Below are 25,978 nucleotides of genomic sequence, written 5' to 3'. Positions count from 1 at the left end.
TTAAAGTTGTTCTTAACTTATTTTATCTCAAAATATTGATTAAGAGCCTTTGCTGTGTTTGAACATGAAGTCGTAAATCTTTTCTCCATGGAATAATCGTTCAACGCTTCCATGGGTTCCACCTGGTATGATGGTGAGGGTTGCATCGGCGTTTTTGTTACATTTTTTGATGGCATTGTAGATCTTTTTGGATTCAGAAGCCGGGACAGCGCGGTCGGCACTTCCATGTTGAATCCACAGCGGGACTTGGGTCAGGTTGCAGGCGTAACTCACGGTTCCGCCGCCACAGATAGCGACTGCTGCCGCAAATCGGTCTGGGTATTTTCCGGCAACATCCATGGTGCCATAGCCACCCATGCTCATGCCGCAAACATACACTCTGTGCTCATCAGCTGGATAGTCCTTAAGAACGGCATCCAATACGTCGATAACTTTGTCTGGATCCCAGCCATTGGAGGTCTGAGGCGCAACGATAATGGCTTCAAGGTCTTTTCCTCTTTCAATTGCCCTTAATACGCCGTAACGCTTAACACGGTTTAAGTCATGGCCTGAAAGGCTTCGGCCGTGCAAAAAGACAATAACGGGCAGTTTTTCATTCTTTTCGATGTTTTCTGGAGTTCTCACCCAATAGGAATACCCTGTTTTGGATTTAATCGCTTTTAGTTGGGCAGAAGATGATAAGGTCATCGCCAAGAAAAAGCAGGTTAAGAGCAAAAAATGTTTGTACATAGCTATCGTTTCATGTTTTTGGCAAGAAGAGAGGCTTCGAGCCGGCTTGAATCAGTTAGAAATCAAGGCTCGCAAGATAAAAACAAAGAAGTTTTAAACCAAATGCTGTGCTATAAGTGCTTGTTGTGTAGTGTTCTATATTTTTTCATGACATTTATATTACAATTCTATGTATTTTTTATTAAATTGCTGTACCATTAAAAATCAAAGAGATATGAAGAGAAAAGCTATCACACTGTTAAGTTTATTTGCCTTGGTCATTGGCTTGAGTGCATTTCATATTGGGGGACAGGAGGAAAGACCTCAGAATTTAAAAGTACTTCCAAAGAACATCAGCCATGAAGAGTTGGATAGCACCATGAAATCTTTCAATATGGCATTAGGCGTGAAGTGTAACCATTGTCATGCCCCTAAGCCTAACGGTGAGAAAGGTTTGGACTTTGCTTCAGATGCGAATCCGAAGAAAGATATTGCGAGACATATGATCAAAATGACTAAACAGATCAATAAAAAACATTTCAAGCATGCCTATGATGGGGTGGTTTACAATATATCCTGTAATACCTGTCATAACGGAAAAACCGAAGCGTTTACTGTTGTTAAACAATAAGTTGTATTAATCTATTGAAAGCAACAGTTCGCATAACTTACTGTCCCAAATGTGGTTGGATGCTCCGGGCTGCCTATATGGCTCAGGAGCTTCTGACCACTTTTGTTGATGACCTGCACTCGGTAAATTTGGAGCCTAGCGAGATCAGTGGTCGTTACACGGTTTTCGTGGATGATGAAATAATTTTTGACAGAAAACGCGAAAGCCGTTTCCCGGAAATCAAAGAACTTAAGCAATTGGTTCGCAATAGGGTTAATCCCGAAAAAGACCTTGGTCACTCCGATCGTTAAGGTAATCGAGAGCGGGTAAAGACGCTAAATCTTTCACATTTCTTAACCCTTTACAAAAAGAAAAATCTGTATTTTTAACTTTCACCATAACAGATTTATCGTAAATGCGCATATTACATACAGCAGATTGGCATCTGGGTAAAAAGCTTGATTTCTTTTCTAGGATCGAAGAGCAGAAAGAAGTCTTGGAAGAAATTTGTCAGATTGCCGACCGCGAAGAAGTTGACCTTGTTGTCGTTTCTGGAGATCTTTATGATACTTTTAATCCCCCAGTAGAAGCAACCGAATTACTTTATCGAACTTTAAAACGTCTTTCCAAGAATGGGAAAAGACCTGTTATTGCCATTGCCGGCAACCATGATTCGCCGGATCGTATTGATTCGCCGGATTCATTGGCCAGGGAATTGGGGATATTCTTCTTTGGACAACCCAGTCTGAAGATCAATCCAATTACCGTAGAAGGCAGTTTCGATGTGATCCGGGTAGATGAAGGCTTTTTGGAGATTAAGCTGCCTAAGTATTATTATCCCATTCGGATTTTGAGTACTGCATTTGCTAATGAGATCCGATTGAAGCAATATTTGGGAGATACGGATAAGGCAAGTCAGTTACAGGAGTTATTGAAAAAGAAGTGGCAGGATACTGCTGATCAATATTGTGATACTTATGGGGTTAATTTATTGACCACGCATCTTTATATGTTGAAAAGAGGTGCTGAGGTATTGGAGGAGCCTGAAGGTGAAAAACCGTTACGCCTAGGTTTTGCTGATCTGGTGTATTCTGACAGCATCCCTTCGCAGATACAATATACCGCCTTGGGGCATTTGCATAAATTCCATGAAATTGGGCAGGGAACAGCGCCTGTGATCTATCCAGGGAGTCCATTAGCTTATTCTTTTTCCGAAAGTGGACAAACTAAACAGGTTATTATCGTTGATTTGGAGCCTAATAGAATTGCCCAGTATAGGACCGTGCATCTGGAGAAAGGACGACCATTGGTGCGAGTAAGGTTCAATGATATTGACGAGGCCGTTAAATGGTTGCACGATAATCCCAGTGTTTTAGTAGAGCTAACCTTGGAGTCTGATAACTTTTTAAGTTCGAGTGATCTAAAGCGTGTCCATGAAGCTCACAATGGCATTATCCATGTCATCCCAGTATTGACTAAAAAACAGGAGTTGCAAAATGGGCGGCCAAGTGTAAACCTGGATCAAGATATGAAGGACCTGTTCAAGGATTATTTCAAATCGAAATATGGACAGGAGCCCAATGAAGAATTAATGACCCTATTTAACGAGGTCGCAGCAAATACCTTAGAAAAAGAAGATTAAGTATGTTGCCATTATTTTTAAGTATTGAAGGGTTATATTCCTATCAAGAAAAACAATCTATAGATTTTACAGAATTAACGGAAGCGGGGTTATTTGGAATCTTCGGTAAGGTTGGTTCTGGAAAGTCATCCATATTGGAAGCAATCAGTTTTGCGCTGTATGGTGATACTGAACGCCTGAATAAGACGGATAAGCGCGCTTATAATATGATGAACCTAAAGTCTAATCAAGCGATGATAGTCTTTGAGTTCCTGAACTTTGAAAAGCGTAAATTCCGATTTGTTGCTCAATGGAGACGAAGAAAGAATTTTGATGACACCACCCCGATTGAACGTACCGCCTATGAATGGATTGTTGGAGAATGGGTGCCTATGGAATCTGCTGATGGAGCCTTGGTAACCAATTTATCCTATGCAAACTTCAGAAGGACCATCATCATTCCACAAGGTCAGTTTAAGGAGTTTTTGGAATTGAAGGGTAAGGACCGTTCTGAAATGATGAAGGAGATCTTTTACCTCAATAAATTTGATCTTGGTCCTAAGGTTGGTTTTCTACAGGCTGGCAATAATAGGAAGCTCGAAAATCTAAAAGGTGCTCTGTCAGGATTTGAAAGCATTTCAACGGAGGTTCTCAATCAGAAAAAACTGGAGGTCGAGGAGGCTAAAAAGACGCTTGAGATTACAAGAACTGATTATCAAGAGCTGCAACAAAAGGTTCAGTCCTTGCAGGAATATAGGGATAAAGGTATTGAACTGCATCAAAAAGAGGCTCAGTTCAATGAGCTGAATAGCAAAAAGGAGCGGGTTCAGCAGCAGGAAGCTGAGGTCAATCGATATGAAAGAACCTCTCAGGCGTTTAAGGAGCCTTTGAATTATCTACAATCATTAAATGTGGAAAGGGAGACCCTGATCCATAAGATCGAGAATTTTCAGGTGGTTAAAGAACGTCAGGTGCGGGAGATCGATGTCGTTGAGAAGGAAATAGCTTCTGTTCAGCATGATTACCTTAATCTCAATGTATTCAGGGCTAAAACCGAAGATTATAAAAGGCTGATCCAGATCAAGGAGAATGATAAGAAGGAAAAGGAACTGGAAACGCGATTGACAAAGGGAACTCCTTTTGTAGAAAGAACGAAAGAAGCTGAGGTCAATCTTGCCAAGAAGTTGGAAGAGGCTGAGGAAAGGCTAGAGGCTTTGAAATCAGAGAAAATCGATACTTCCCAATTGATTGAAATGGAAAAATGGTACCATAAGAAGGATACCATCGAACAGCAACAGAAAAATTCTAATAAACTGTTGGAGCAATTGACCCAAGAGGCAGAGGTAGAACAAGGCCAGTTCAATAAGTTGGGTTATACCGAGGACAACTGGGAGCAGATGATAGGGAATGAGCTGAAATTGATTGAAAACGATCTGAATAAGTTGAGGGAGCAAGAGACCCATCTGCAGGTTCAAGCGAAATTGAGTCGATTTGCTACTGAGCTTCAGTCAGGTATGCCTTGTCCGCTTTGTGGGGCGTTAGATCATCCTGAACCTATGGTGGCAACACATGTGCAGGAAGAGCTGAATAAAATTACGCAAGAAAAATATAGTTTGGATGGAAAAAGGACTGAGTTTCAAAAGCTAAAAGAACAGCTGACAAGGACCAGTATTTCCCTTTATACCAAAAGGACAAGTTTAGAACAGTTGCAGAAAGATAATGATGGGCATTCCAGTAATTTGAATGAGCATCTGTCAGCATTCTCATGGTCTGGCTATTCCTCAGAAGACACAGATGCTTTCGAGGCTCAGAAAGAGCGTGTTAAGCAAAGTGAACAGATTACCTCAGGTCTAGAAGCTGAAATCAAGCAGATGCGTTTAGATCTGCAAAAGAGCAGGGAGAATATCCAGAAATTTGAGAAGGAACTGGATAGCATCAAAGCTGAGATAGCCGTTGTGAAGGGGGTAAGTTTGCACAGTAGGAACTCGCTTCAGCAATTGAATTTTGAGGAATTCACTGAAGTTGATCTTGAAGAGTTGAAAAGATTGAAGTTGCACCTTGACCAACGGATTTTACAGATTGAGGGTGATTATTTGACCCTGAACCAAAAACTAAATACTTACAAGACAAAACTGGCGGAGATCGCTGGTCAATATAGTGCTGCGAAAGAGCAGTTGAGCAATTTCAACAAGCAGATCAAGGTAAGGCAGGAACAACTTGCCAAATTATTGCGTGAATATCAGTTTGCAGACATTACCCAAGTGCAGCATATTATTCAGAGGCCAATGCCAGTGGAGCAGTTGCGTAAGGAAATTCAACAGTTCTACGTAAGATTGGAGGTCCTAGAGACTCAGATCAACTCGTTAAGAGAGTTCTTGAAAGATAGAGATTTCTCCGAAGAGGAATTGGAAACAAGCAGCAAGTTATTTGAATTTAAAAAAGAGGAGCTTGAACTGCAATTGTCATTGACGGGCGGATTAGAAAAAGAATTAGCTCACCTGACTTTAGAGATAGGTAAGAAAGAGAAGTTAATGGAAGAGTTTGATCAACTGAATGCTAGAGCTGCAAATTTAAAGGTTCTGGAGAACCTGTTTAAAGGAAATGGATTTGTGAATTATGTTTCCAGCATCCACTTAAGGCAGATGTGCGAAATGGCAAATGACCGTTTCCATCGGTTGACCAGAAACCAACTTAGCCTTACCATCAACGAGAACAATGAGTTTGAGGTGATCGACTATCTCAATAACGGCTATAGACGCTCTGTGAAGACCTTATCCGGAGGGCAGAGTTTCCAGGCTTCACTATGTTTAGCATTAGCGTTGGCTGAAAATATTCAGTCCCTGAATAAATCAGACAGAAACTTCTTCTTTATTGACGAGGGATTCGGTACCCAAGATTCTGAAAGCATCAATACCGTTTTTGATACCCTGCAATATTTACATCATGAAAATAGGGTAGTGGGGATAATCTCCCATGTCGACGAATTGAAGGAACGGATTCCGAGGTCTGTTTCGGTGGAGAAAGATCAGGAATTGGGAAGTAAGGTGAAAGCATCATGGAATTGATGAATTTCATGATATAGCATAAAATATGAAGGTCCCGTAAGCACGGGACCTTCATCAATTAAACATATAACCACTAACTAATAAAAAACCTTAATCACTATTTATCCATTTGAACTTTCTACGCTTGTAGTCTCTTGCGCTGGTTTTTCCACCGGCTTACGGTCCATATCCCTACGTTTCATCTGACGATGTTGCGTTCTGTCGCCACGGTCCATTCTGCCTTTGCGGTTTTCAGCCATTTTATTCTTTAATATTTCTTGCTGTTCAGGGGTCAACAATTTCATGAACTCATCACGCTCAGCTTTCATTTCATTCTTGCGAGCCTCGCGATCAGCTTTTCTAGTTTCTTGTTTTTCCTTCCATTTCTTTGCTTGGTCTAGGTTGTACGAATAAACATCTTGTTTTTGTTTATCAGTAAACTTCAATTCCTTGTCCAAGCGATCTGTTTTCATCTTAGCGATCTCTTCAGGGGTTTTATTTGTCATTTTACCCATTCTATCACCGCCACGAACATGTTTCCTGTGTTTCATCTCCTGACGTACTTCAGATCTATCTTTCTTTACGCTATCTTGTGTCTGAGCAGAAGCTGCAAAGCTTAATCCAGCAAATAAAGCAGCAAATGTTAATATCTTTTTCATAGTCTATCTATTTTTATTGTCCTTTTATTCTTTGAGCAAATCTGGAGGCAAACGTTTAAATCGAGTTTAGTTAAAGAATGTTAACGGATTCAAGATTGTGTCTGTCCTTTTTCGTTTTGCTTATTGGTAAGATGAAAAAGTGGGGGAATGGTTTATTTTGATCCATGTTAAATATTGTTAATGCAACCATTTGATGGTTTTTGGAGGGCTTTTGAAAAATAAATGGACTAAAAATCAGTTAGTTTAGCTGTGGGAGTAATTTTATTTTTGGAAAATAAACGAGAGTACCTATATTTGCATCGTTCCAAAGGGAATAAGCCCAGGTGGCGGAATTGGTAGACGCGTTGGTCTCAAACACCAATGAAGCAATTCGTGCCGGTTCGATCCCGGCCCTGGGTACAACAGAAAAGCTCATCATTCGATGAGCTTTTCGTTTTTTCAGATCTTTTTATTGAACCGATTCAATTGGCGGTTTCGGTTTTGAATCCGGTAATTTCGTATTGATATCTACAATGGCTACCCCAGTAGGCGAGGAATGGTCGATTACATATTGTCCCGAAAGGACGATATAGAAATCCTCACTGCCTCCTGATCCACCGGCACCACCACCAGACCTTGAAATAAACCCATTCACACTAGGCATATAGCCTTTGGAAAGACTGTCTATGTATTTTTTTGCATCATACTTGTAAATCATGCCTCCAGGGACCGTCCCTAAGACCACAACGAATTTATTCCCATCCGAATGATAATCCATAAAGCTGGATTTACCCGTAACCGGACCAGTTACAGGGCTCCAAGGGGAGTAATCTGGATAATCGTACTTGTTTGTAGGGTGAGTGAACATGGTGCTATAATCCAATCCGCCTGCATAACCCGTGGTGTAAGTTTTCGTTGTGCTGTTGAAATAAATTTTAGCCGATTTTAAAGTGCCTGAAACATCACCTGGTAATTTAGCCTTGGTGTTCTTAGCGTTTTCTTTAGCTTGATCGCCTTCAGGGCTAGGGATCTGTTCTTTTTGGCAAGAACTTGCTGCAATGAGGCCGAATAGAACCATTGCTTTTGTGAAAATTGAAATGTATGTCTTCATAATCTATTGTTTATCATAAGTCTATGTAGATAAAACAGTAAATTTTAATCAATGTTTTTAAAGATGTTCTTAAAGAGATTTTTTTTGTTATCAAGAGTTATATTTTATCTATTCTGGTCAATAGGTTCCTTTGCCGGAATGCCAAGTATGAGGCACAAAGAAGGAGGTCCAGCAATTACTGAACCTCTTCTTTCTTCATATTTTCTATGTATACTTTATTTAAACTTACAATCCCCCGCCTCCAGCCATTTTCGATAGAATACCTGTAGCCAGCAGACCAAAGAAACTCAATAAATACAGTCCTACCATTATAATGGCCAAGATGCCAATGAACTTATAATGCTTTTTGAGGAAATTAAATGCTGTCGTCAGGTGATCTGAATTGCGCAAATTGATTGCCTCCTGTAAGTTCTTGGAGAATTTATATAACCATAAAATCGGAGCGAAGTATAAGGCAATCATTATGATCATCATCAGTAGGAAAGGTATCATGGCGAAAGCATTAACCTGTTCGCGGCTTGTCGAACTATTTCCAACAAAATATAGGAACATAAAAAATGCCACCACCAAATAAATGGCCATGCCAATCATGCCGAGGATCGATAGGAATTTTGTCCATTTCGCAGTCTCTCGCAGATATTCAATGGCAACAGGTCCGATTTTCAAATCGTAGTTTTGATACGGGTTGTTTTGCGGGTTGATGTTTTCCGGTTGACCGAAGTTGTTTTCATCGTTTTCCATAAGTTGATTAATTAGGTTCTTAATTTTTACAATACAATTTACTAATAATTATTGGCGCTGGGTTAAATTTTATTCCTGAATATGGGAAAAATGAGTTTTCCGTTTAATAAAATTTAGTTGAAAGTGTTAAAATTTATCCTACTTGGCGTGTTTTTTGTAAATTAATGGGAGATAAACCATTTTTAATTATGATGAGAATAATGATTTTAGCCATTGTTCTGTTGATTTCCAATGAGATACGTTCTCAAGACTTGGATTTGAACAGCGTTCGAAATGATTTTAACAAGGGAGTTAAGGATGAGGATTTGTGTAAAAGGCATTTGGAAGCCTTGGAAGAAAATGCGGACTCACCAGTTGAACGCGGATATGCCGCCGCATTTCATATGTTTATGGCCAAACATACCTCTAATCCATTCAAAAAAATGAGTTATTTCAAGGATGGGAAAAACAAGTTGGAAAAAGAACTCAAATCCAACCCTAACAATGTGGAACTGAGATTTATCCGTCTCAGTATACAGTACCATATCCCCAAATACTTGGGCTACCACAACGAAATTGAATCTGACAAGGATTTTGTAATGAATAACCTCTATAAAATGTCGGATAAATTCACCAAAGAAAAAATTTACAAATATTTAAAGGGTGCAAATATGTATACTCAGGACGAATTAGCGTTATTAGGTAGGTAAATATCTATATTAGCGTTATGAAGATGAAATACATTTTATTATTTGCAGTGTCCATGTTAGTTCATTCGGTGCAGGCTCAGATCAAGCAGAGCATCAATGAATTTTCCGTGTTGGAAGTAACCGATAGGTTATGGGTGAGTGTGGTTCCAAGTGATAAGCATGAAATCGTTATCAATGGTGAGTTGGCAGACAAGGTTGAAGCGGTCTATTCAAAAGGCGAGCTTCGATTAAAGATGAAGGGCAGCTATATTATGCAGGGTAATCAGGCCAATGTGGTGGTCTATACACCTTCTGTTTCCAGTATCATTGCCAAGAAAGGTTCAGAAGTAAATATTGAGGAGACCGCCATGGAAGAAGAAGCGATGATCTTCACGGCGACGGAGGGATCAAAAATCAGGGCCTATATCAAGTCGGTAGGGGTTGATGTATCCTCCAATACAGGTTCATCAATTGACCTTTTGGGAACTGCGACCAAGTTGAATGTCAAGACTACAGCTGGTGGTAACTTTTATGGAAAGGACCTGAAGACAGATATCGTATATGTACGTGTCAACGCTGGTGGAAAAACTGAGGTCAATGCTTCAGAATCTGCTGATGTAGAGACTAGAATGGGTGGTACCATTGATGTCTATGGAAACCCTAAGAATAAAAGAGATAAGAAAATTGCCGGTGGAAAGATAGTTTTCCATCAATAAAAAATAAGATTTTTTAGGAAAGCAAGCATTGAATCAATGCTTGCTTTCTTTTTTACGTCAATAAGTTAACATTTCCTCTGATAAATTGTGTATTGATTTGTAACTTTGCGCCATGTCAGAAAAAATTATCATTCTCGATTTTGGATCGCAATATACCCAGTTAATTGCGCGTCGCGTTAGGGAACTAAATGTATACTGTGAAATTCACCCATTCAACAACCTTCCTGAATTTGATGGATCTGTAAAAGGTGTGATCTTTTCAGGTAGCCCTTATTCAGTGCGTCAGGAAGACGCTCCTCAGATAGACTTCAAAGCCATTCAGGAAAAATTCCCATTATTAGGAGTTTGTTATGGTGCGCAATATATTGCTCAGCATTCCAATGGTGAGGTTCTTCCATCTGAAATCCGTGAATATGGTCGTGCTAATTTGCAGTTTGTTGATCAAGAGAATGATTTATTGAAAGGCATACCTTCCCAATCTCAAGTATGGATGTCACATGGTGACACCATTAAAGAGGTTCCATCAAACTTTAAGATTATTGCGAGTACCGATAAGGTACGTGTTGCTGCCTATCAGATCGAAGGTAGCAAGACCTACGGTATCCAATTCCACCCTGAAGTTACGCACAGTACAGATGGCCAAGTTCTATTGAAAAACTTTGTTATCGATATTTGTGGATGTACCCAAGACTGGACTGCTGATGCTTTTGTTGACACAACAGTAGCGGAACTTAAAGAACAATTAGGTAATGACCATGTTATTATGGCTTTATCTGGTGGTGTTGACTCCACCGTGGCGGCAGTTTTATTGCACCATGCCATTGGCGATAAGCTACACTGTTTCTTTGTGGACCATGGACTATTACGTAAAGATGAATACGAACAAGTATTGGCATCTTACAAACACATGGGCCTAAACATCAAAGGTGTTAATGCTAAAGAGCTTTTCTATTCTAGATTGGCTGGCGTATCAGAACCAGAACAAAAACGTAAGATCATCGGCGCATCATTTATCGATGTATTTGATGAGGCTGCGAAAGAAATACAAAAAGAATTGCCAGAAGGCACAGAAGCGAAATGGTTGGGTCAAGGAACTATCTACCCAGATATTATTGAATCCATTTCAGTGAAAGGTCCTTCAGCTACCATTAAATCACACCATAACGTAGGTGGCTTGCCAGACTACATGAAATTAAAGGTTATCGAACCTTTAAAAACTTTATTTAAAGATGAAGTTCGTCGTGTTGGAAAGTCCCTTGAGGTTGATCCAGCGATCCTTGGAAGACACCCTTTCCCAGGTCCAGGATTAGCAATTCGAATTTTAGGTGATATTACGGAAGAAAAGGTACGGATTTTGCAAGAAGCTGATGACATTTACATTCGTAACCTGAAAGAATCAGGTTGGTATGATAAGGTTTGGCAAGCTGGAACAATCTTCTTGCCGGTTCAGTCAGTTGGAGTGATGGGGGATGAACGTACCTATGAACACGTAGTAGCGCTTAGAGCTGTAGGTTCCCTAGACGGAATGACAGCTGATTGGATTCATTTGCCTTATGATTTATTAGCTAAAATTTCAAACGAGATTATTAATCATGTCAAAGGAATCAACAGAGTCGTATATGATATCAGCTCAAAACCACCAGCAACAATTGAGTGGGAATAATAATTTGAAAAACATTTATAGAGGTACCCTCGCCGCATTGTGCTTAGGTGCTGTCCTTGCAGTAAGTTCCTGTTCGCCAAAAACTACGGGTGGCGTTTTGAAAAACCCTAATGTATATGGCAATAAAGATAAGGACCCTGGAAAGAACCCATCTGAAAGCGATAAGAAAGAGGATGCTAAAAAAGACGATAAAGTAAAAGGATCAGAGCAAGCGAACAGCATTGCTCTCCTTTTACCTTTTCAACTGAATATGATCGCCAACCAAAACGTGGTGGAAGCCGATGTGAAGCGCTCTGCTTTGGCATTGGATTTTTACCAAGGTTTCCAGTTAGGCGTCAATGAAGTTGCCAAAAAACCTGGCGATTTCAATCTCAAGGTGATGGACACACAGGATAATGAAATGAAAAACCTGAGCATTGCAGCTTCTAAAGAAGTGGAAAGTGCAAGTTTGATCGTGGGTCCAGTCTATCCGAAGGAAATCCGTTCCTTTGCCAAAGGCAATAAAAACACCAAAGTCCTACAGGTAAATCCATTGGCTGCAACCATGCCAACGGAATTCAATATCGCAAACCTTGTTTCATTAACTCCACCGATCCGTATCCATATGCGCGCTATCGCTGGTGAAATGATGAAAAAATATATGGACAATGACGTTATCATCGTATTTGATGCGAGGGATACCGATCACCGTAATTTCATCGCTGGATTTGATGAGGAAATCAAGAAATTGAACCCAACTGCGAAGATCGTTCATGTTACTTCAGTAGCGCAATTGAAGCAAACCATTCCAGATCTAGGAACCGCACTTGTGATCAGCGGCACAACCGAAAAGACGCAACTGCGATCGCTGGTTACCGCTTTGGACGATAAAGTGGCTGAAGGCTATGCCATTCGCTTATTCGGACACCCGCTTTGGTCCCGTGTTGACTTTAGACCATACGATAACTTCTACCGTATGGATCCTACGATCAGCTCTGAGAGCCACTTAAAAGTGTGGAGTTCCGATGTTCAGAATTTCCAGAAAAACTATAAGAACAATTTTAAGGTTGATCCTTCTGACTTTGCCTATAAAGGTTATGACGCAGGTAAATACTTCGCAACCCTGTTGAGCAAATACGGTACAGAATATGCCGAGAAAGTAGTTGACGAAAAATTCTCCGGAATCTTCAGCGATTACCAGTTCAATTACAATCCAACTTGGGGATATGTAAACCAAGCAGTAAAAATAAGGACCTACCGTAACGGTTCTTTTCAATAATTAGCATTGGAAATCAATAGCAAAAGAGTACAGCAGCAAGTTCGCAACTTCGAACGTACTATCAACGAATATCAATTTAAAGAACCTTTCTCTAGGTTCTTAACTCAGTTTTATAAGAATAACAGACAAATGGGTTCATCCGATAGAAGGATGAACTCACGGTTCTGCTATAATTTCTTCCGTTTAGGAAAAGCCTTTTCTGATCTGGAACTCTCCGAAAAACTTAGCATAGCTGAATTTCTATGTGAGGAAAGCTCCGCTGTTGTCCAGGTGTTCCAGCCTGATTGGTCCGATAAGATCAATTTGACCTTAGAGGAAAAAGTGAGTTTTATCCAATCGAAATATGGAAACTTTCTTGATGAGGTATTTCCATTTTCAGGATTCCTTTCAGGAAGTATCCATAAAACTGAATTTATCCTATCCCACTTTGTCCAGCCTAACCTGTATATCCGAATCCAAAAGGGTATGGAAAGTAAGGTGAAAAAGACCTTGGAAAAGAATGAAATTCCCTTTGTAGAACTTTCTGCTCAGACCCTGTCCTTACCGAACGGAACGAACCTTCAACAGATCAAATCTTTGGATGGAGATTATGAGGTTCAGGATTTTTCATCCCAACAGAGCCTCAATGAATTAGAGGTTGTTCCAAGGAGCTCTTGGTGGGACTGCTGTGCTGCTTCTGGAGGGAAATCACTTTTATTATTGGATAAGGAACCCAATATTAAACTTTTGGTTTCAGACGTTCGTTTGAGCATCCTAAGGAATTTAGATGAGCGTTTCGAGAAAGCCAACGTGAGAACCTATTTTCGCAAGAAAATATTGGATCTCAGCAAACCAGTTGACCATATCATGGGCGAGGAGTCTTTCGATGGCATTATCCTTGACGCACCTTGTTCTGGTTCTGGAACTTGGGGCAGGACGCCGGAAATGCTGCAGAAGTTTACGAGCAGTGAACTACAAAGGTTCTCTGACTTGCAAAAACAGATTGCCAAGCATGTCGTTCCATTCCTTAAGCCTGGGAAAATATTGCTTTACATTACTTGTTCGGTTTTTGAAGCAGAGAACGAGGAGGTCAGCAAATATATCTCCGATACGCTGGGTTTGCAGTTAGTTGCACAGCAGCCCATTATCGGCTACGATAAGAAAGCAGACTCTATGTTTGTGGCGAAATTTGTGAAGGTCTAATCACAGTTTAAAGGAATGACCAATACAGGGCATGTAGCTTTTCTGATCAAGGCTTCCGAAACGGATCCTGAAAGGAAATGGTCAAATCCTGTTCTTCCATTATTACCCATGATAATTAAATCCGCAGTCCATTCTTTGGCAACCTGAAGGATTTCATCCCGCACATCACCTACGCGATTGAAAGTGAATGTTTCAGATGCACCTTGAAATTCCGTGGCTAGCCTATTTAGGAAATCCTGAGAAGCTTGTTGCTGTATTTCGGAAACTTCGGGAACAATAATGGGTTGTTGACCCAATAGGGGGTCCACACCATAAGATGTTGGCGAAGTGGGAGGTACGACAGTAACTAAAGCAAGGGCTGGATGTATTTCTTCAACAATCTCTCTTGCATAGTCGATGGCACGACGGGAACAAGGGGTTTCATCGATAGCTAATAATATTCGATTGAACTTTTTTGTAGTCATGATATTTAGATTATAATGTATATCTAATATATAAAAAACGATTAAATTAGCTTAATTGTTTTATAAAAACAGCATATTTTATGGCATTAGGAATTTGTGTTTTAAGTTCGATCTCGGTTCTCGAGACCCCAAAGTTTTCAGCTAACCGCGTTTATGAACTTCTATTTGCGGAAGCATTTACCATTATTGAGCGACAAAAGTCATGGGCATTCATCCAGCTTCCCGATTCAGAGATCCAAGGTTGGATCATGGAAGGACAGTTTGAACTGGTGGAAGAGATTATCCCCGCAGATTTTATCATCGATGAGGTAGGGGGCTATGCCGTCGCTGGGGAGAACAAAACCATGCAGATCTTTCATGGTAGCCCAATTCCGGAAAACAAGAGCATCATTACTGCTGTAGATAATTACAAGATCCTCTCTGATCTCCGCGATACCGAAGAAGGTTACGAAGAGGAAAGAGATCGCGAACAATTGGAGAACTTCGTAGCAAGCTATCTGAATACCCCATTTTCCTATAAGGGAAGAACAGTGCATGGAGTCGATAATATAGGCTTATGCGGCTTGTTTTACCGTCATTTCGGTGTTGAAATCCCTAAAGACATTCCCTCCATTCTCCAATTAGGCACTTCCATAGATTTTATTTCAGAAATAAGAGGTGGTGATTTAGCCTTTTTCATCAACGAAGAAGGCGAAGTAGATCATCTCGGAATCGTCATTTCCGATGAGGAAATCCTGCATGTCGTAGAAAAGGTCCGAATCGATTCCATCGACAATGAAGGTATCTATAACCATGACCTCCAACAGACTACCCATAAGTTGAGGATAGTTAAAAGGCTGGTTTAGACAAATGAGTTGAACCAGGATTCAAGGGATGAGAGGATGGACCAAGATTATGGAATGAGCCAGGATTCAAAGGATTGGAGGATGGACCAAGATCTTGGCAAAAATGCCATCCATTTTGGGCATGAACCCCGAGCGGAGTCTAGGGGGAGCTGACCCCAATCCCAGATCTTATGTCTAAATAAAAAAAGCGACTTTTAAAGTCGCTTTTTTTATTTACCTAAACATTGAATCGGAAGTGCATAATGTCCCCGTCTTCAACGATATATGTTTTACCTTCTACGGATAGTTTACCAGCTTCTTTAACGGCTGCTTCTGATCCGAATTGTACGAAGTCATTGTATTTAATTACTTCGGCGCGGATAAATCCTTTTTCAAAATCGGTGTGGATTACGCCGGCAGCTTGTGGTGCTGTAAATCCTTTTTCGATGGTCCAAGCACGTACTTCTTGAACACCTGCCGTAAAGTAAGTTGCTAAGTCCAATAAGGAGTAAGCTGCACGGATTAATTTGTGAACCCCAGATTCATCCAAACCTAGATCTTCCAAGAACATTTTACGTTCTTCATAGTCTTCAAGTTGGGCAATCTCCGATTCGATCTGTGCCGAGATAACCAATACTTCCGCATTTTCATCCTTTACAGCTTCCTTAACCTGATCAACATACGCATTTCCTGTGTTTACAGAAGCCTCATCTACGTTACATACATAAAGTACAGGTTTTACGGTCAATAAGGTCAAGTCATCGATGAATTCGAAATCTTCCTCCGAAATAGGGGCAGTACGGGCAGATTTTCCAGACTCTAAATGCGTTTTCACTACAGAAAGAACTTCATAGGTTTTCTTTGCATCCTTATCGCCACCAGTCTTGGCCATTTTTTCAACTTTTTGGATACGTTTTACAACGGTATCTAAATCTTTAAGCTGTAATTCCGTATCGATGATTTCCTTGTCACGGATAGGGTCAACAGAACCATCAACGTGGATCACATTGCCATCATCAAAACATCTCAAGACATGGATAATAGCATTTGTGGTACGGATATTACCCAAAAACTGATTACCTAGACCCTCACCTTTGGAAGCACCTTTCACCAAACCAGCGATATCGACGATTTCGATGGTATTAGGAACGATACGTTGCGGATTGACAAGTTCTGCTAATTTGTTCAAGCGAGCATCCGGAACTGTAATGACACCAACATTTGGTTCAATGGTACAGAACGGGAAGTTTGCAGCTTGCGCTTTAGCGTTTGATAAACAGTTAAATAAGGTTGATTTACCTACGTTTGGTAGGCCTACGATCCCACATTGTAATGCCATATTGCTATTTTGTTAAAATTGCGACAAAGATAACAAAAATGCTGATAGAATCGGGTAGGGCAGACAGAGTATTTTTCGAGAGTTTTGCTGAATGTTAAATTGTAAAAAATGACAAAAAGATGAATTTTAAAGCCTTGATTCTGAATACTGTAGCTATGAATTTACATTTTTTAACATTTTCATATTAATCCTTTCCTTCAAATTGCCTGTCAGAACATTAAACATAACCGGACGATTGGTCCTAAAGATATAAGGAGGTTTTTATGAAAAAGTTATTCTACGCAGCATTAGTTTTTGGAGGATTATTCTTCGTCAAACCGGCAGATGCCCAAGTAAATGTAAGCTTGAACATTGGTGTACAACCTTCATGGGGACCAGTTGGCTATGACTACGCCAGGTATTATTACATGCCAGAGTTTGATATGTATTACGATGTTTCTAATCGTTACTATACCTACTACGATGGCCGTACATGGGTGTCACACAGGAATATACCGAGAAGATATAGAGGTCGTGACTTCCATAGAACCTATAAAGTGGTGATCAATGAATCAAGGCCTTGGAGGAACCATAGGCATTATCATGATCGCTATCATGGTTACTCAAGGAACTATTCTCAGGTTACAATCCGTGATGGCGGAAGACATCATCACCGCGCCGATAAACGCTATCGCAAAATGGAAAAAGAACATTACAAGTACCATAAAAAAATGGATAAGCGTTGGAAAAAAGGAAGACATTACGATGATTAGCATATAATATAGGGATAAATGGGATGGGACTTCAGCTTGAAGTCCCTTTCTTATGTCGACAAATATTTTTAGCTTTGTACAAATTTTAAGAGACCCTCAAAGGCTATGTTGAAGAAGACTATCGTCGCTGGTATTGCCGCTATTTCCACACTAATCTCAGTTTACTCCTGTAATTCTATTGTAGGCTCACCTAACAGCTCGAATCCTTCGGATTCGACAGGAAACTCACTGGTTGATGCTGAATCCAAGTTGCAACAGGATACGGTAAAACTGATGGATATCCTGGACTCCCTGAACAAAGGGAAAATCCATTTTCCAGCTGTAGATTCCTTAAATAAAATCGAACCTAAGCAAGCTAAAAAGATGCTTAGAGATTCCATCTACCGTGAATTGAATAAAAAGGATAAGCACATCTACCTTACTTTTGATGACGGCCCATTGATTGGTAGTTCCGCTATCGACTCCATTATCACCGCTAAAAACACCAAGATCTCTGCTTTCCTAGTAGGTAAGCATGCTGGCATGAGCAAAAGATTGAAACGAGATTTTGATCGTTATATGAACAATCCACTTGTTGAATGTTACAACCATAGCTATTCGCATGCTGCCAATAAATTCCATGTATTTTACAGCAATCCTGACCTAGCGGTCGCTGATTTCGAAAAATGCGAAACAGATTTAGGCCTGAAACATAAGATCGTTCGGATGCCAGGAAGAAACATCTGGTTATTTGATGATGTTCGCCGTGTAGATTTAACCTCAGGAAGCCAAACTGCTGACCTACTGGGTGTCAATGGCTATAAGATCTATGGATGGGACGTAGAATGGAAAATCAATGGCTTGACCGGTAAACCTGTTCAGTCTGTTGAAGAGATCTATGGCCGTATCCGTAACATGTTAGGAAATAAATCAACATTGAAGCCAAATAATATCGTTTTACTGATGCATGACGATATGTTCCAAAATAAAAAAGGACAACAATTATTGAGCAATCTAATTGATAGCTTGAAGCAACACAAAGATTATAAGTTTGATTTCATAGAGAATTATCCTATAAAATATTAGTTACAGAGTGCGGAGGCTTAAACTTTTTGAGTACTTTAAAGTTTAAATTTTATGACCATATCCCAACTCTTTAAAAAAGTATTACCCTTCACCAAGCCGTATAAGAATCTCATTTTTTATACCCTTATCCTAACGGTTGTTGGGTCCTTTGCTGCACAGGTCAATGCCTTTATCCTAAAGTACACCGTTGATACCATCAGTGACCTCCTCGTCAACAAGACACCCCTCCGAACTGGACTTTATCTATTAGGCGTTATTTCCGCCATATTACTGGGTAAGGAAATTATCTATTCCATCGTTCAGTTTGGACAAAAATACTACGGTGAGAAATTGCGGATCATGATCGCCCGCGATTTTTCGCAAGCCATTGTCGATCGTATCCTCACCTATAAAATGGCCTTCTATACTTCCAGTATCAATGAGTCCGGAAAACTTCAAACCCGGATTGATGCCGGTATAAGCTCGCTGACCCGACTGGTCCAAAACTTCTTTATCGATATCCTTCCGCTCTTTGCAAATGCCATCGTCGCCTTGGTCTGTATGTTCCTTGCGAATTTCTATGTTGGCTTGGTGGGCCTGTTTATCATACCGATTTATTTTTATGTTTCTCAGTTGCAGGCCAAGAGATTATCTGGCTTTCGAAGGAACATGCGTCAGTACAGGGAAAATAAGAGTAACCAATTGATCAACCTGATAGATTCCATTACCGTGATCAAGTCCTTCGTTCGTGAGGACACTGAAGCTGAAAAGCATAAAAAGATTCAGTACGAGATGACCGAGAACCAAATGGCTACTCGTAAAACCTCCTTTATCTTTGAAAGCATCAAGGGATTTATCGAACAGATCGGCGTGGTTATCGTCATCATCCTGACCGCTTATTTTGTATTGAACGAACAGATGTCCATCGGTGCCATCATGTTCCATATTATGCTTTTCAATAACGTTTCTGCACCGATCAGGCAGCTTCACCGGATCTACGATGAGGTCAACGATGCCCTGATCTATTGTGAAAGCTTCTTTGGCATCCTGGAGGATGAAGGGCAGAAGGAACCTTCAGGTACCTATAGACCCGAAAGAATTAAAGGGCTGATCGAGATCAGGAATGTGGATTTCAGCTATCCAAATGGACATCAGGCCTTGCACAATGTCAGCATGGAGATCTGTCCAAACGTCAACACCGCCTTGGTAGGATTGTCCGGTGCCGGAAAGAGTACTATCATCAATCTATTGGATAAATTCTACGAACCAAGCTCTGGAGCAATATATCTGGATGGGGTGGACCTTAGGGAATATGATACGGAATTTTTGAGGGAGAATATCGGCTTGGTTTTACAAAGGAACCATATTTTTAAAGGAAGTATTGCCGACAATATCCGTTACGGAAAGACTGAAGCCAGTATGGAAGAGATCATCGAAGCCGCTAAGAAAGCTTCTATTCATGAGCAGGTCCTCGATCTACCGAATGGCTATGATGCCGAAGCCCATCTGCTCTCTGGTGGACAGCAGCAAAGAATTGCCATTGCAAGGATGTTCCTTAAGAATCCTCCGATTATCTTCCTGGATGAACCAACAGCCAATTTGGACGCAATCGCAACCGAACAGATCAAAAATAGCTTGGACGCCATCAAAGTGGGTAGGACAGTGATCATCGTTTCGCATAGTATTTCTCAGATCATTGATGCCGAACATATCATTGTGATGGAAAAAGGTAGGGTGGTAGAGGATGGTAGCCATGAAGAGCTATTTGACCTGCATGGCGCTTATTATAAGATTTTTAGCGCAATGGCCAATAGCCTCAATATCCATAAGATTACCGAATCCATGAAAGAAGATTAGTATTTGTTAAAATTAGGCGTGTTTTTTGTTATAGGAAAATTTGGATTCTAATTATTGAGAATATTAATCTATGCTTTATCCAATCCTAAGATCATTTGTCAAACTGGGCATGAACTGGTATGTGGCAGATTGGCAATTAAAAAACTTGGAACTAGCAGCAAAGGATGAACCTGCTGTAATCGTTTCAAATCATCCCAATTCCTTTTTTGATGCCTTGGTTCTCTCGGTGCATCAACCCTCGGAAATATGTTTCCTGACTAGGGGAGATATCTTTGAAAAACCCTTGGCGAACTGGGCGTTACGTAGTTTCTTTATGTTGCCTATCTATAAGAAGAATGATAGTCAGGATGCTGATATTAGCAATGGATTTACCTATGATGAATGCGTGCGCCAATTGAAAATGGGCCGCAAACTCCTGATATTTCCGGAAGGCGTGTCGAGAAACCAAATAGACTTGAAGCCTTTCATGACCTCAGGTTTAACTTCCATAATCAAACGTGCGGTGCAAATGGATGTGCCTATCCAAGTCCAACCTTATATCCTCAGCTATAATTCCTTTGATGATACGCCGAAAGCAATTTATTTGGAAGCATTAAATCCCATTGATTCGACAGACTACCTGAACAATTCTGAAGTGTTGACGAGTGAATTGATCAGGAGCCTAAGGGAGGAAATGGATGCCAAAATGTTAAACCGTTACGTAGCTGCAAATGATGGCATCCAACAGGAACGTGCATGGATGAAGTTCCCTGCTTTATTGGGCCATTATTCCCATAATTGGTACTATCAATTGGTCAAAAAGAAAATAAAACAGAAAACAGAGAACAGTATATTCTATGATTCACTCTTGTTTGGCGTACTGTTGTTTTCCTATCCGGTAATCGTGTTGCTGTTAAGTATTATTATAGGGAATATCTTCAGTTTTTGGTGGGGTTTTCTGGTATTTATCCTACTTCCTTTTCTATCTTACTGTTGGGTACAATATCAACCTGTCCAGGTAGCCGAGGAAAACTTGGAAGGAAGAGTTAATAGGTTGAATCCTTAAATTTATTCACCTTTGGCTTTTTTCTGACTTTGTCCAATAGTTTTTTACCATATTTAATGGCGAAATATAGGATAAGGAAAACTAGGATTCCGGCTAATATCGGTAAGAATATCGCCAAGATGCTCATAATGGTAGATCCAACGGTTTCTACCGTGGAGATGATGGGATTGCCGATCCCAGCGGTTGTACCAGAGGATGCTGCCCTAGTTCCGGCAAACACCGAACTGATAGTAGCGGCGGTACCTCCACCGGCAATCAATGCCAGCGACCATTGAATCCAACTGCTCACTTCGGTAAACTGCGTTGCAAATAATAAAGATCCAGCAACAGTTGCCAATGGAACCGTAATGCTATCCAAGATATTATCAATAAATGGAATGTAATAGGCCAATATTTCAAATAGGGTAGCCAAGCCTGTTGCAATGACTGCTGGTAGTCCGCCTACCCAGGCATAGCTCTCGTCCAAAGGGATCCAACCCAAGTAAGAGCCCAGACTTAAAAAGAATATCGGTAGAAATACCCTAAAACCCGTGGCAGCAGCAAGCCCAATTCCCACAAATAACGATATGATAAAAGGTAGAATGTCGGTCATGATCTGGTTTTATTAAATCCTGCACAAATTTCCAGCCAAATCTGATATTCAAAATGGAAGGGGAGTATAATATAATGAGCGTTAAGTTCTCTTCGTTAATTTGGAGTTCGGGTTTGAACCAGGATTAAATGGATGGGAGGATAGGCCAAGATCAAAGGTATGAACCAGGATTATGTGGATGGGAAGATTGGCCAAGATCATGGAAAAGAACCAGGATTATGTGGATGGGAAGATTGGCCAAGATCATGGAAAAGAACCAGGATTAAATTGATGGGAGGATAGGCCAAGATTAGGGAAAAGAACCAGGATTATGTGGATGGGAAGATTGGCCAAGATCAAGGGAATGAACCAGGATTAAATGGATGAGAGGATAGGCCAAGATCAAAGGAATGAACCAGGATTAAATGGATGGGAGGATAGGCCAAGATCATGGTCAATTTGTCGCTGGATAGTCCCCGAAACTGTAGGGGCATATTGCATATGCCCGCAGCATACAAACTTAATTTATTATCATCTGGGAAACCCTTGGAAGGGGTGAAATCTTTGTAGAACTTGGATGTTTGAAACGGCCAAGCCACAGCGGGGGTGAAATATTTTTCAAAAAATCTTTCTATGGATAGAAAATAGTTTTCTCATCTTAGATTTGAAATGAACGAAGGTGCAGGAACAGTATGCAAATAAAACCATATATTCCCTGGTCTCTCAGCATAAAAAAACTGAACTTAATCGCATTGCCATCGGTGCTAGCTGTGAAGTTAGGATGGGGGAAATAGGAGATTTCCTGGATTTTGGTTTGACCTTATTCGAGACATATTCGGAAAATTCGCAAAGTGGATAGAATATTTCTCGAATATGGCTCGAATGATTCTCGAATAAGGTCAGAATTAGGATAAGAAAATGACTTTAATTTTCTAAGTCCATGATCTCTTCTGCCAATGTCTCCCAATCTTGTTGCAGGGTTTCCAATTTGGCTTTTTCAGAGTTGTAATTTCTGGTATGTTCCTGCAATTTTACTGCATCGGAATAGATTTCCTCTTGAGCAAGCTCGGTTTCCAATTGCTTAACCAAGGTTTCTTGGTTTCCAATATTTTCCTCCAAGGCTGCAAGTTCCTTGTTTTTCTTCTGGATAATTCTTTTGGTATCTTCAGTAGGAGCAACTTTCTCCTTTTTAGGTTCCTCTTTCGGTTTCTTTTCCTGTTTTGCTTCGGGTTTGATCACACGTTTCGAGTTCCACTCCTCATATTCCTGATAGGTACCTGGATACTCCTTGATTTCTTTGTCTTCGATAAACCAAATCTTGTTGGCCACATGCTCTAGGAAATAACGGTCGTGGGAAACCACGATCAATGTACCCTCATATTGTTGCATGGCTTGGATCAAGATATTAACGGAAGCCATATCCAAGTGGTTGGTCGGCTCATCGAGTACTAGGAAGTTAGCATCTGCAGTCAATGCCTTAGCTAAAGCCACCCTTGATTTTTCACCTCCGGAAAGGACTTTGATTTTTTTGAAAACATCATCTCCAGTGAAAAGGAAACTTCCCAAAATGGAACGTAGTTCTGTTTCGGTATGCTTAGGCGCAAAGGCCACCAGTTCCTGTAAAATGGAATTTTCTAAGTGCAAGGCTTCTAATTGATGCTGGGCAAAGAAGGTCTGGGAAACATTATGTCCCTTAGTGCTCTTGCCTTCAAATTCAGAATCTGCATCTGCTACGATCCGCAATAGGGTTGATTTACCTTTACCATTGGCACCGATCAACGCAATTTTATCACCTTTTTCAATCAGGCCATTCGTGTTTTCCAGGATTTCTACGTTCGGGTAAGATTTGGAAATGTTTTCCATAGTTACCACATGTCGACCTGATGGTTTGGAGAATTTAAAGCTGAAGTTCACTTCAGGGTTGTCATCATCCACCTCATCCACCTTTTCCATTCGGTCAAGGGCTTTTATACGAGATTGTACCATTTTAGCCTTACTTGCTTTCGAACGGAACCTTTCGATCAACCTTTCCTCTTGTTTGATCTTGGCCTGTTGGTTTTTATATTGATTGCCTTGGATTTCTTCACGCAATGATTTTTCTTCCAGATAGAAGCTGTAGTTTCCAGCATAAAGGGTCAATTTTCCCTTTCTGGATTCAACCGTTTTATTGATGATCCTATCCAAGAAATAGCGGTCATGGGAAACAATCACGATTGCACCTTCAAAACTTTGTAGGTAGGTTTCCAACCATTTGATGGAGGGTAAGTCCAAGTGGTTGGTAGGCTCATCCAGCAATAAGATGTCAGGAGCTTGCAGGAGGATCCTGGCCAGCATCACACGCATCCGCCATCCTCCAGAGAAGGTCGCCAAAGGTCTTTTTTGTTCCTCTTCTGAGAAACCTAAACCTGCAAGGATTTCATGAGCACGAAATTCGATACTGTAACCATCCAATGCCTCAAATTCAGTCTGCTTATCGCTCAATTTATTCAGGATTTCATCCGAATAGTCTGTTTCTAATTTTTTGAGTAGGTTTTCAATTTCGGTATGCAGCTGATTTTGTCTTTCAAAAGCTTCCATTGCAACATGGAGGATGCTTTTTTCCGAGTGATAGGATAGGAGGTCCTGGTTTAAATAACCTAATTTTAGGTCTTTGGCCATGGATATGGTCCCGCTGGTAGGTGCGTATTCCCCTACGATAAGTTTCAATAAAGTGGACTTTCCGGTACCGTTAGCACCGATAAGACCTGCTTTATCCCCTGGTTTGATATGCCAGTTTGCCTCATCGTACAATGCCCTAGAGCCAATTTCAAATGTTAAGTTATTTATAGATATCATTTCGGGTGCAAAAGTAATGAATATTTCTGCATCTTTGGCTACCTTTGCACTCATGTATAAGCTAGTTAAACCATTTTTCTTCTCGATGAACCCTGAACAAGCGCATCATAATGTGACTTCAGGCTTGAAATTTTTTAATAAAGTATGGGGTTCAAAAGCATTGTTGAAATCCTTGTATTGTGTAGAAGATCCGAGGTTAGAAACCAAGGTCTTTGGCTTGACCTTCAAGAATCCAGTAGGGTTGGCTGCAGGTTTCGACAAGAATGCAGAATACATCGAGGATATGGCTAGACTAGGATTTGGCTTTATTGAAATCGGTACCGTTACACCAAAGCCGCAACCTGGAAATGATAAACCTAGGATGTTCAGGTTGGTCGATGACCATGCCTTGATCAACCGTATGGGATTCAATAATAAGGGTGCTGATGTAGCTGCCGGAAAACTTAAATTTCTAAAGGAGAGAAACGGTGTTTTAATCGGTGGAAATATCGGTAAAAATAAGGTTACACCAAATGAAGAAGCTGTAAATGACTATATCTATTGCTTCAAGGCTTTATTTGACTATGTGGATTATTTCGTGGTAAACGTAAGCTCACCCAATACACCGGGATTGCGTGATCTTCAGGAAAAAGAACCGCTTATGCATATCCTGAATACATTGCAGCAATTGAACCTGGAAAAGGCAAACCCAAAGCCTATCCTTCTAAAGATTGCTCCGGATTTGACCTTTACCCAATTGGATGATATCGTTGAGATCGTGATGGAAACCAAAATCGCAGGGGTAATCGCTACCAATACTACCATCGCCAGAGAGGGATTACAGAGCCACCGAATGTTGGTACAGGAACCAGGTGGCGTCAGTGGAAAACCATTGACCCGTCGTTCTACAGAAGTAATCCAATACTTGGCAGATAAATCCAATAAAGCCTTCCCGATCATTGGGGTAGGTGGTATACATTCTGCTGCGGATGCCATTGAGAAATTAAATGCTGGAGCAAGTTTGGTCCAAGTCTATACCGGTTTTATCTATGAAGGGCCATCTTTGGTGGCAGATATCTGTAAGGGGATCTTGAAAGAGAGAAGTAGGTAGAAACAGGATGGAAGGGATGAGAGGATGGGCCAAGATCTAGGAATGAACCAGGATGGAAGGGTTGAGAGGATGGACCAAGATCGTGTCCATTATGTCGCTGGAAAGGTAGCCGAATTTGTTGGGGCTTATTGCATAAGCCCGCCTCCTGCAATCCTAACATCAAAATCTCCCTTTAGGGTGATTAACTCCTTCATCCT

24 protein-coding genes and 1 tRNA gene are annotated in these 25,978 nt (G+C 40.6%); 17 read left to right on the top strand and 8 right to left on the bottom strand.

Going from position 1 to position 25,978, the window contains the following annotated elements; all coding sequences use genetic code 11:
- Nucleotides 1–39 precede the first annotated feature (39 nt).
- The gene (locus NLF99_RS08780; protein ID WP_185218350.1) at nucleotides 40–729 is read right to left on the bottom strand and encodes a prolyl oligopeptidase family serine peptidase; all 690 of its coding nucleotides are present in this window, start codon (nucleotides 727–729) and stop codon (nucleotides 40–42) included.
- 214 nt (nucleotides 730–943) lie between these two features.
- Here NLF99_RS08780 and NLF99_RS08775 point away from each other — a divergent pair, with 214 nt between their 5' ends.
- The 4 genes from NLF99_RS08775 to NLF99_RS08760 all read left to right on the top strand — a co-directional run bounded on the left by NLF99_RS08775 (nucleotide 944) and on the right by NLF99_RS08760 (nucleotide 6,004).
- Nucleotides 944–1,339 carry a c-type cytochrome gene (locus tag NLF99_RS08775; protein WP_185213745.1) on the top strand — a complete coding sequence of 132 codons (396 nt, stop codon included), beginning with the start codon at nucleotides 944–946 and terminating at the stop codon, nucleotides 1,337–1,339.
- A gap of 14 nt (nucleotides 1,340–1,353) precedes the next feature.
- Nucleotides 1,354–1,629, top strand: a complete 276-nt coding sequence (locus NLF99_RS08770; protein ID WP_254527775.1) for a SelT/SelW/SelH family protein — start codon at nucleotides 1,354–1,356, stop codon at nucleotides 1,627–1,629.
- Nucleotides 1,630–1,733: 104 nt separating this feature from the next.
- The gene (locus NLF99_RS08765) at nucleotides 1,734–2,960 is read left to right on the top strand and encodes an exonuclease subunit SbcD (RefSeq protein ID WP_254527773.1); all 1,227 of its coding nucleotides are present in this window, start codon (nucleotides 1,734–1,736) and stop codon (nucleotides 2,958–2,960) included.
- Between the two features lie 2 nt (nucleotides 2,961–2,962).
- Nucleotides 2,963–6,004, top strand: coding sequence for an AAA family ATPase (locus NLF99_RS08760; RefSeq protein ID WP_254527771.1), 3,042 nt, complete (start codon nucleotides 2,963–2,965; stop codon nucleotides 6,002–6,004).
- A 101-nt stretch (nucleotides 6,005–6,105) separates the two neighbouring features.
- Here the strand turns inward: NLF99_RS08760 and NLF99_RS08755 are convergent, their stop codons facing one another.
- On the bottom strand, nucleotides 6,106–6,642 hold the full coding sequence (locus NLF99_RS08755) for a hypothetical protein (RefSeq protein WP_185218346.1): 537 nt from the start codon (nucleotides 6,640–6,642) through the stop codon (nucleotides 6,106–6,108).
- Nucleotides 6,643–6,959: 317 nt separating this feature from the next.
- On the opposite strand from NLF99_RS08755, the gene NLF99_RS08750 reads away from it, so the two are divergent.
- Nucleotides 6,960–7,041: transfer RNA gene (locus tag NLF99_RS08750), tRNA-Leu, on the top strand.
- Nucleotides 7,042–7,090: 49 nt separating this feature from the next.
- Here NLF99_RS08750 and NLF99_RS08745 read toward each other — a convergent pair.
- Entirely contained in the window at nucleotides 7,091–7,732 is a 642-nt protein-coding gene (locus NLF99_RS08745) for a hypothetical protein (RefSeq protein ID WP_254527769.1), read from the bottom strand.
- A gap of 225 nt (nucleotides 7,733–7,957) precedes the next feature.
- Nucleotides 7,958–8,473 (bottom strand): hypothetical protein, encoded by a 516-nt coding sequence (locus tag NLF99_RS08740; protein WP_254527767.1) that lies wholly within the window; start codon nucleotides 8,471–8,473, stop codon nucleotides 7,958–7,960.
- A gap of 188 nt (nucleotides 8,474–8,661) precedes the next feature.
- On the opposite strand from NLF99_RS08740, the gene NLF99_RS08735 reads away from it, so the two are divergent.
- From NLF99_RS08735 to NLF99_RS08715, 5 genes are all read left to right on the top strand, one after another.
- The gene (locus tag NLF99_RS08735; protein WP_254527765.1) at nucleotides 8,662–9,162 is read left to right on the top strand and encodes a hypothetical protein; all 501 of its coding nucleotides are present in this window, start codon (nucleotides 8,662–8,664) and stop codon (nucleotides 9,160–9,162) included.
- Nucleotides 9,163–9,179: 17 nt separating this feature from the next.
- The gene (locus NLF99_RS08730; RefSeq protein WP_185218800.1) at nucleotides 9,180–9,857 is read left to right on the top strand and encodes a DUF2807 domain-containing protein; all 678 of its coding nucleotides are present in this window, start codon (nucleotides 9,180–9,182) and stop codon (nucleotides 9,855–9,857) included.
- 112 nt (nucleotides 9,858–9,969) lie between these two features.
- Nucleotides 9,970–11,520 (top strand): glutamine-hydrolyzing GMP synthase, encoded by a 1,551-nt coding sequence (gene guaA / locus NLF99_RS08725; protein ID WP_185218342.1) that lies wholly within the window; start codon nucleotides 9,970–9,972, stop codon nucleotides 11,518–11,520.
- Nucleotides 11,477–12,778 (top strand): ABC transporter substrate-binding protein, encoded by a 1,302-nt coding sequence (locus NLF99_RS08720; protein WP_185213800.1) that lies wholly within the window; start codon nucleotides 11,477–11,479, stop codon nucleotides 12,776–12,778. Before guaA ends, NLF99_RS08720 begins: the two co-directional genes overlap by 44 nt.
- A 6-nt stretch (nucleotides 12,779–12,784) precedes the next feature.
- The gene (locus tag NLF99_RS08715; protein WP_254527763.1) at nucleotides 12,785–13,960 is read left to right on the top strand and encodes an RsmB/NOP family class I SAM-dependent RNA methyltransferase; all 1,176 of its coding nucleotides are present in this window, start codon (nucleotides 12,785–12,787) and stop codon (nucleotides 13,958–13,960) included.
- On the opposite strand, the gene NLF99_RS08710 is transcribed toward NLF99_RS08715, so the two are convergent.
- Nucleotides 13,957–14,424 (bottom strand): universal stress protein, encoded by a 468-nt coding sequence (locus tag NLF99_RS08710; RefSeq protein ID WP_185213802.1) that lies wholly within the window; start codon nucleotides 14,422–14,424, stop codon nucleotides 13,957–13,959. The genes NLF99_RS08715 and NLF99_RS08710 overlap by 4 nt on opposite strands.
- 80 nt (nucleotides 14,425–14,504) lie before the next feature.
- Here NLF99_RS08710 and NLF99_RS08705 point away from each other — a divergent pair, with 80 nt between their 5' ends.
- Nucleotides 14,505–15,269 carry an NlpC/P60 family protein gene (locus NLF99_RS08705; RefSeq protein ID WP_185218340.1) on the top strand — a complete coding sequence of 255 codons (765 nt, stop codon included), beginning with the start codon at nucleotides 14,505–14,507 and terminating at the stop codon, nucleotides 15,267–15,269.
- Nucleotides 15,270–15,486: 217 nt separating this feature from the next.
- On the opposite strand, the gene ychF is transcribed toward NLF99_RS08705, so the two are convergent.
- The gene (gene ychF, locus NLF99_RS08700; RefSeq protein ID WP_185213804.1) at nucleotides 15,487–16,587 is read right to left on the bottom strand and encodes a redox-regulated ATPase YchF; all 1,101 of its coding nucleotides are present in this window, start codon (nucleotides 16,585–16,587) and stop codon (nucleotides 15,487–15,489) included.
- 263 nt (nucleotides 16,588–16,850) lie between these two features.
- Between ychF and NLF99_RS08695 the strand changes: the two genes are divergently transcribed.
- The 4 genes from NLF99_RS08695 (at nucleotide 16,851) to NLF99_RS08680 (ending at nucleotide 21,285) form a co-directional block, all read left to right on the top strand.
- Nucleotides 16,851–17,339: a hypothetical protein gene (locus NLF99_RS08695; RefSeq protein WP_185213805.1), complete on the top strand. Its 489-nt coding sequence runs from the start codon at nucleotides 16,851–16,853 to the stop codon at nucleotides 17,337–17,339.
- Between the two features lie 105 nt (nucleotides 17,340–17,444).
- On the top strand, nucleotides 17,445–18,404 hold the full coding sequence (locus NLF99_RS08690) for a polysaccharide deacetylase family protein (protein WP_237219554.1): 960 nt from the start codon (nucleotides 17,445–17,447) through the stop codon (nucleotides 18,402–18,404).
- Between the two features lie 51 nt (nucleotides 18,405–18,455).
- Nucleotides 18,456–20,240 (top strand): ABC transporter ATP-binding protein, encoded by a 1,785-nt coding sequence (locus tag NLF99_RS08685; protein ID WP_254527761.1) that lies wholly within the window; start codon nucleotides 18,456–18,458, stop codon nucleotides 20,238–20,240.
- A gap of 70 nt (nucleotides 20,241–20,310) precedes the next feature.
- The gene (locus NLF99_RS08680; RefSeq protein ID WP_254527759.1) at nucleotides 20,311–21,285 is read left to right on the top strand and encodes a 1-acyl-sn-glycerol-3-phosphate acyltransferase; all 975 of its coding nucleotides are present in this window, start codon (nucleotides 20,311–20,313) and stop codon (nucleotides 21,283–21,285) included.
- Here NLF99_RS08680 and NLF99_RS08675 read toward each other — a convergent pair.
- Nucleotides 21,266–21,877, bottom strand: a complete 612-nt coding sequence (locus NLF99_RS08675) for a DUF4126 domain-containing protein (protein ID WP_254527757.1) — start codon at nucleotides 21,875–21,877, stop codon at nucleotides 21,266–21,268. The two genes, NLF99_RS08680 and NLF99_RS08675, sit on opposite strands and share 20 nt — an antisense overlap.
- A gap of 128 nt (nucleotides 21,878–22,005) precedes the next feature.
- Here NLF99_RS08675 and NLF99_RS08670 point away from each other — a divergent pair, with 128 nt between their 5' ends.
- A complete protein-coding gene (locus NLF99_RS08670; RefSeq protein WP_254527756.1) occupies nucleotides 22,006–22,143 on the top strand; it encodes a hypothetical protein in 138 nt (45 codons plus the stop codon).
- Nucleotides 22,144–22,780: 637 nt separating this feature from the next.
- Here the strand turns inward: NLF99_RS08670 and NLF99_RS08665 are convergent.
- Nucleotides 22,781–24,691, bottom strand: a complete 1,911-nt coding sequence (locus tag NLF99_RS08665) for an ABC-F family ATP-binding cassette domain-containing protein (protein ID WP_185213872.1) — start codon at nucleotides 24,689–24,691, stop codon at nucleotides 22,781–22,783.
- A 52-nt stretch (nucleotides 24,692–24,743) separates the two neighbouring features.
- On the opposite strand from NLF99_RS08665, the gene NLF99_RS08660 reads away from it, so the two are divergent.
- Nucleotides 24,744–25,781, top strand: coding sequence for a quinone-dependent dihydroorotate dehydrogenase (locus NLF99_RS08660; RefSeq protein ID WP_185218335.1), 1,038 nt, complete (start codon nucleotides 24,744–24,746; stop codon nucleotides 25,779–25,781).
- Nucleotides 25,782–25,978: the final 197 nt, after the last annotated feature.

The organism is Sphingobacterium sp. LZ11T8, assembly GCF_024261425.1.
Classification (GTDB): Bacteria; Bacteroidota; Bacteroidia; order Sphingobacteriales; family Sphingobacteriaceae; genus Sphingobacterium.
This window is presented reverse-complemented; position numbering and strand designations above follow the sequence as displayed.

Bases quoted from the DNA above. Each gene is read 5' to 3' on its own strand.
- guaA (WP_185218342.1), top strand. From the start codon at position 9,970: ATGTCAGAAAAAATTATCATTCTCGATTTTGGATCGCAATATACCCAG.
- NLF99_RS08755 (WP_185218346.1), bottom strand. From the start codon at position 6,642: ATGAAAAAGATATTAACATTTGCTGCTTTATTTGCTGGATTAAGCTTT.
- NLF99_RS08690 (WP_237219554.1), top strand. From the start codon at position 17,445: ATGTTGAAGAAGACTATCGTCGCTGGTATTGCCGCTATTTCCACACTA.
- NLF99_RS08695 (WP_185213805.1), top strand. From the start codon at position 16,851: ATGAAAAAGTTATTCTACGCAGCATTAGTTTTTGGAGGATTATTCTTC.
- NLF99_RS08675 (WP_254527757.1), bottom strand. From the start codon at position 21,877: ATGACCGACATTCTACCTTTTATCATATCGTTATTTGTGGGAATTGGG.
- NLF99_RS08780 (WP_185218350.1), bottom strand. From the start codon at position 729: ATGTACAAACATTTTTTGCTCTTAACCTGCTTTTTCTTGGCGATGACC.
- ychF (WP_185213804.1), bottom strand. From the start codon at position 16,587: ATGGCATTACAATGTGGGATCGTAGGCCTACCAAACGTAGGTAAATCA.
- NLF99_RS08665 (WP_185213872.1), bottom strand. From the start codon at position 24,691: ATGATATCTATAAATAACTTAACATTTGAAATTGGCTCTAGGGCATTG.
- NLF99_RS08740 (WP_254527767.1), bottom strand. From the start codon at position 8,473: ATGGAAAACGATGAAAACAACTTCGGTCAACCGGAAAACATCAACCCG.
- NLF99_RS08670 (WP_254527756.1), top strand. From the start codon at position 22,006: ATGGATGGGAGGATAGGCCAAGATCAAAGGTATGAACCAGGATTATGT.
- NLF99_RS08720 (WP_185213800.1), top strand. From the start codon at position 11,477: ATGATATCAGCTCAAAACCACCAGCAACAATTGAGTGGGAATAATAAT.
- NLF99_RS08685 (WP_254527761.1), top strand. From the start codon at position 18,456: ATGACCATATCCCAACTCTTTAAAAAAGTATTACCCTTCACCAAGCCG.
- NLF99_RS08705 (WP_185218340.1), top strand. From the start codon at position 14,505: ATGGCATTAGGAATTTGTGTTTTAAGTTCGATCTCGGTTCTCGAGACC.
- NLF99_RS08730 (WP_185218800.1), top strand. From the start codon at position 9,180: ATGAAGATGAAATACATTTTATTATTTGCAGTGTCCATGTTAGTTCAT.
- NLF99_RS08745 (WP_254527769.1), bottom strand. From the start codon at position 7,732: ATGAAGACATACATTTCAATTTTCACAAAAGCAATGGTTCTATTCGGC.
- NLF99_RS08765 (WP_254527773.1), top strand. From the start codon at position 1,734: ATGCGCATATTACATACAGCAGATTGGCATCTGGGTAAAAAGCTTGAT.
- NLF99_RS08680 (WP_254527759.1), top strand. From the start codon at position 20,311: ATGCTTTATCCAATCCTAAGATCATTTGTCAAACTGGGCATGAACTGG.
- NLF99_RS08735 (WP_254527765.1), top strand. From the start codon at position 8,662: ATGATGAGAATAATGATTTTAGCCATTGTTCTGTTGATTTCCAATGAG.
- NLF99_RS08775 (WP_185213745.1), top strand. From the start codon at position 944: ATGAAGAGAAAAGCTATCACACTGTTAAGTTTATTTGCCTTGGTCATT.
- NLF99_RS08760 (WP_254527771.1), top strand. From the start codon at position 2,963: ATGTTGCCATTATTTTTAAGTATTGAAGGGTTATATTCCTATCAAGAA.
- NLF99_RS08710 (WP_185213802.1), bottom strand. From the start codon at position 14,424: ATGACTACAAAAAAGTTCAATCGAATATTATTAGCTATCGATGAAACC.
- NLF99_RS08660 (WP_185218335.1), top strand. From the start codon at position 24,744: ATGTATAAGCTAGTTAAACCATTTTTCTTCTCGATGAACCCTGAACAA.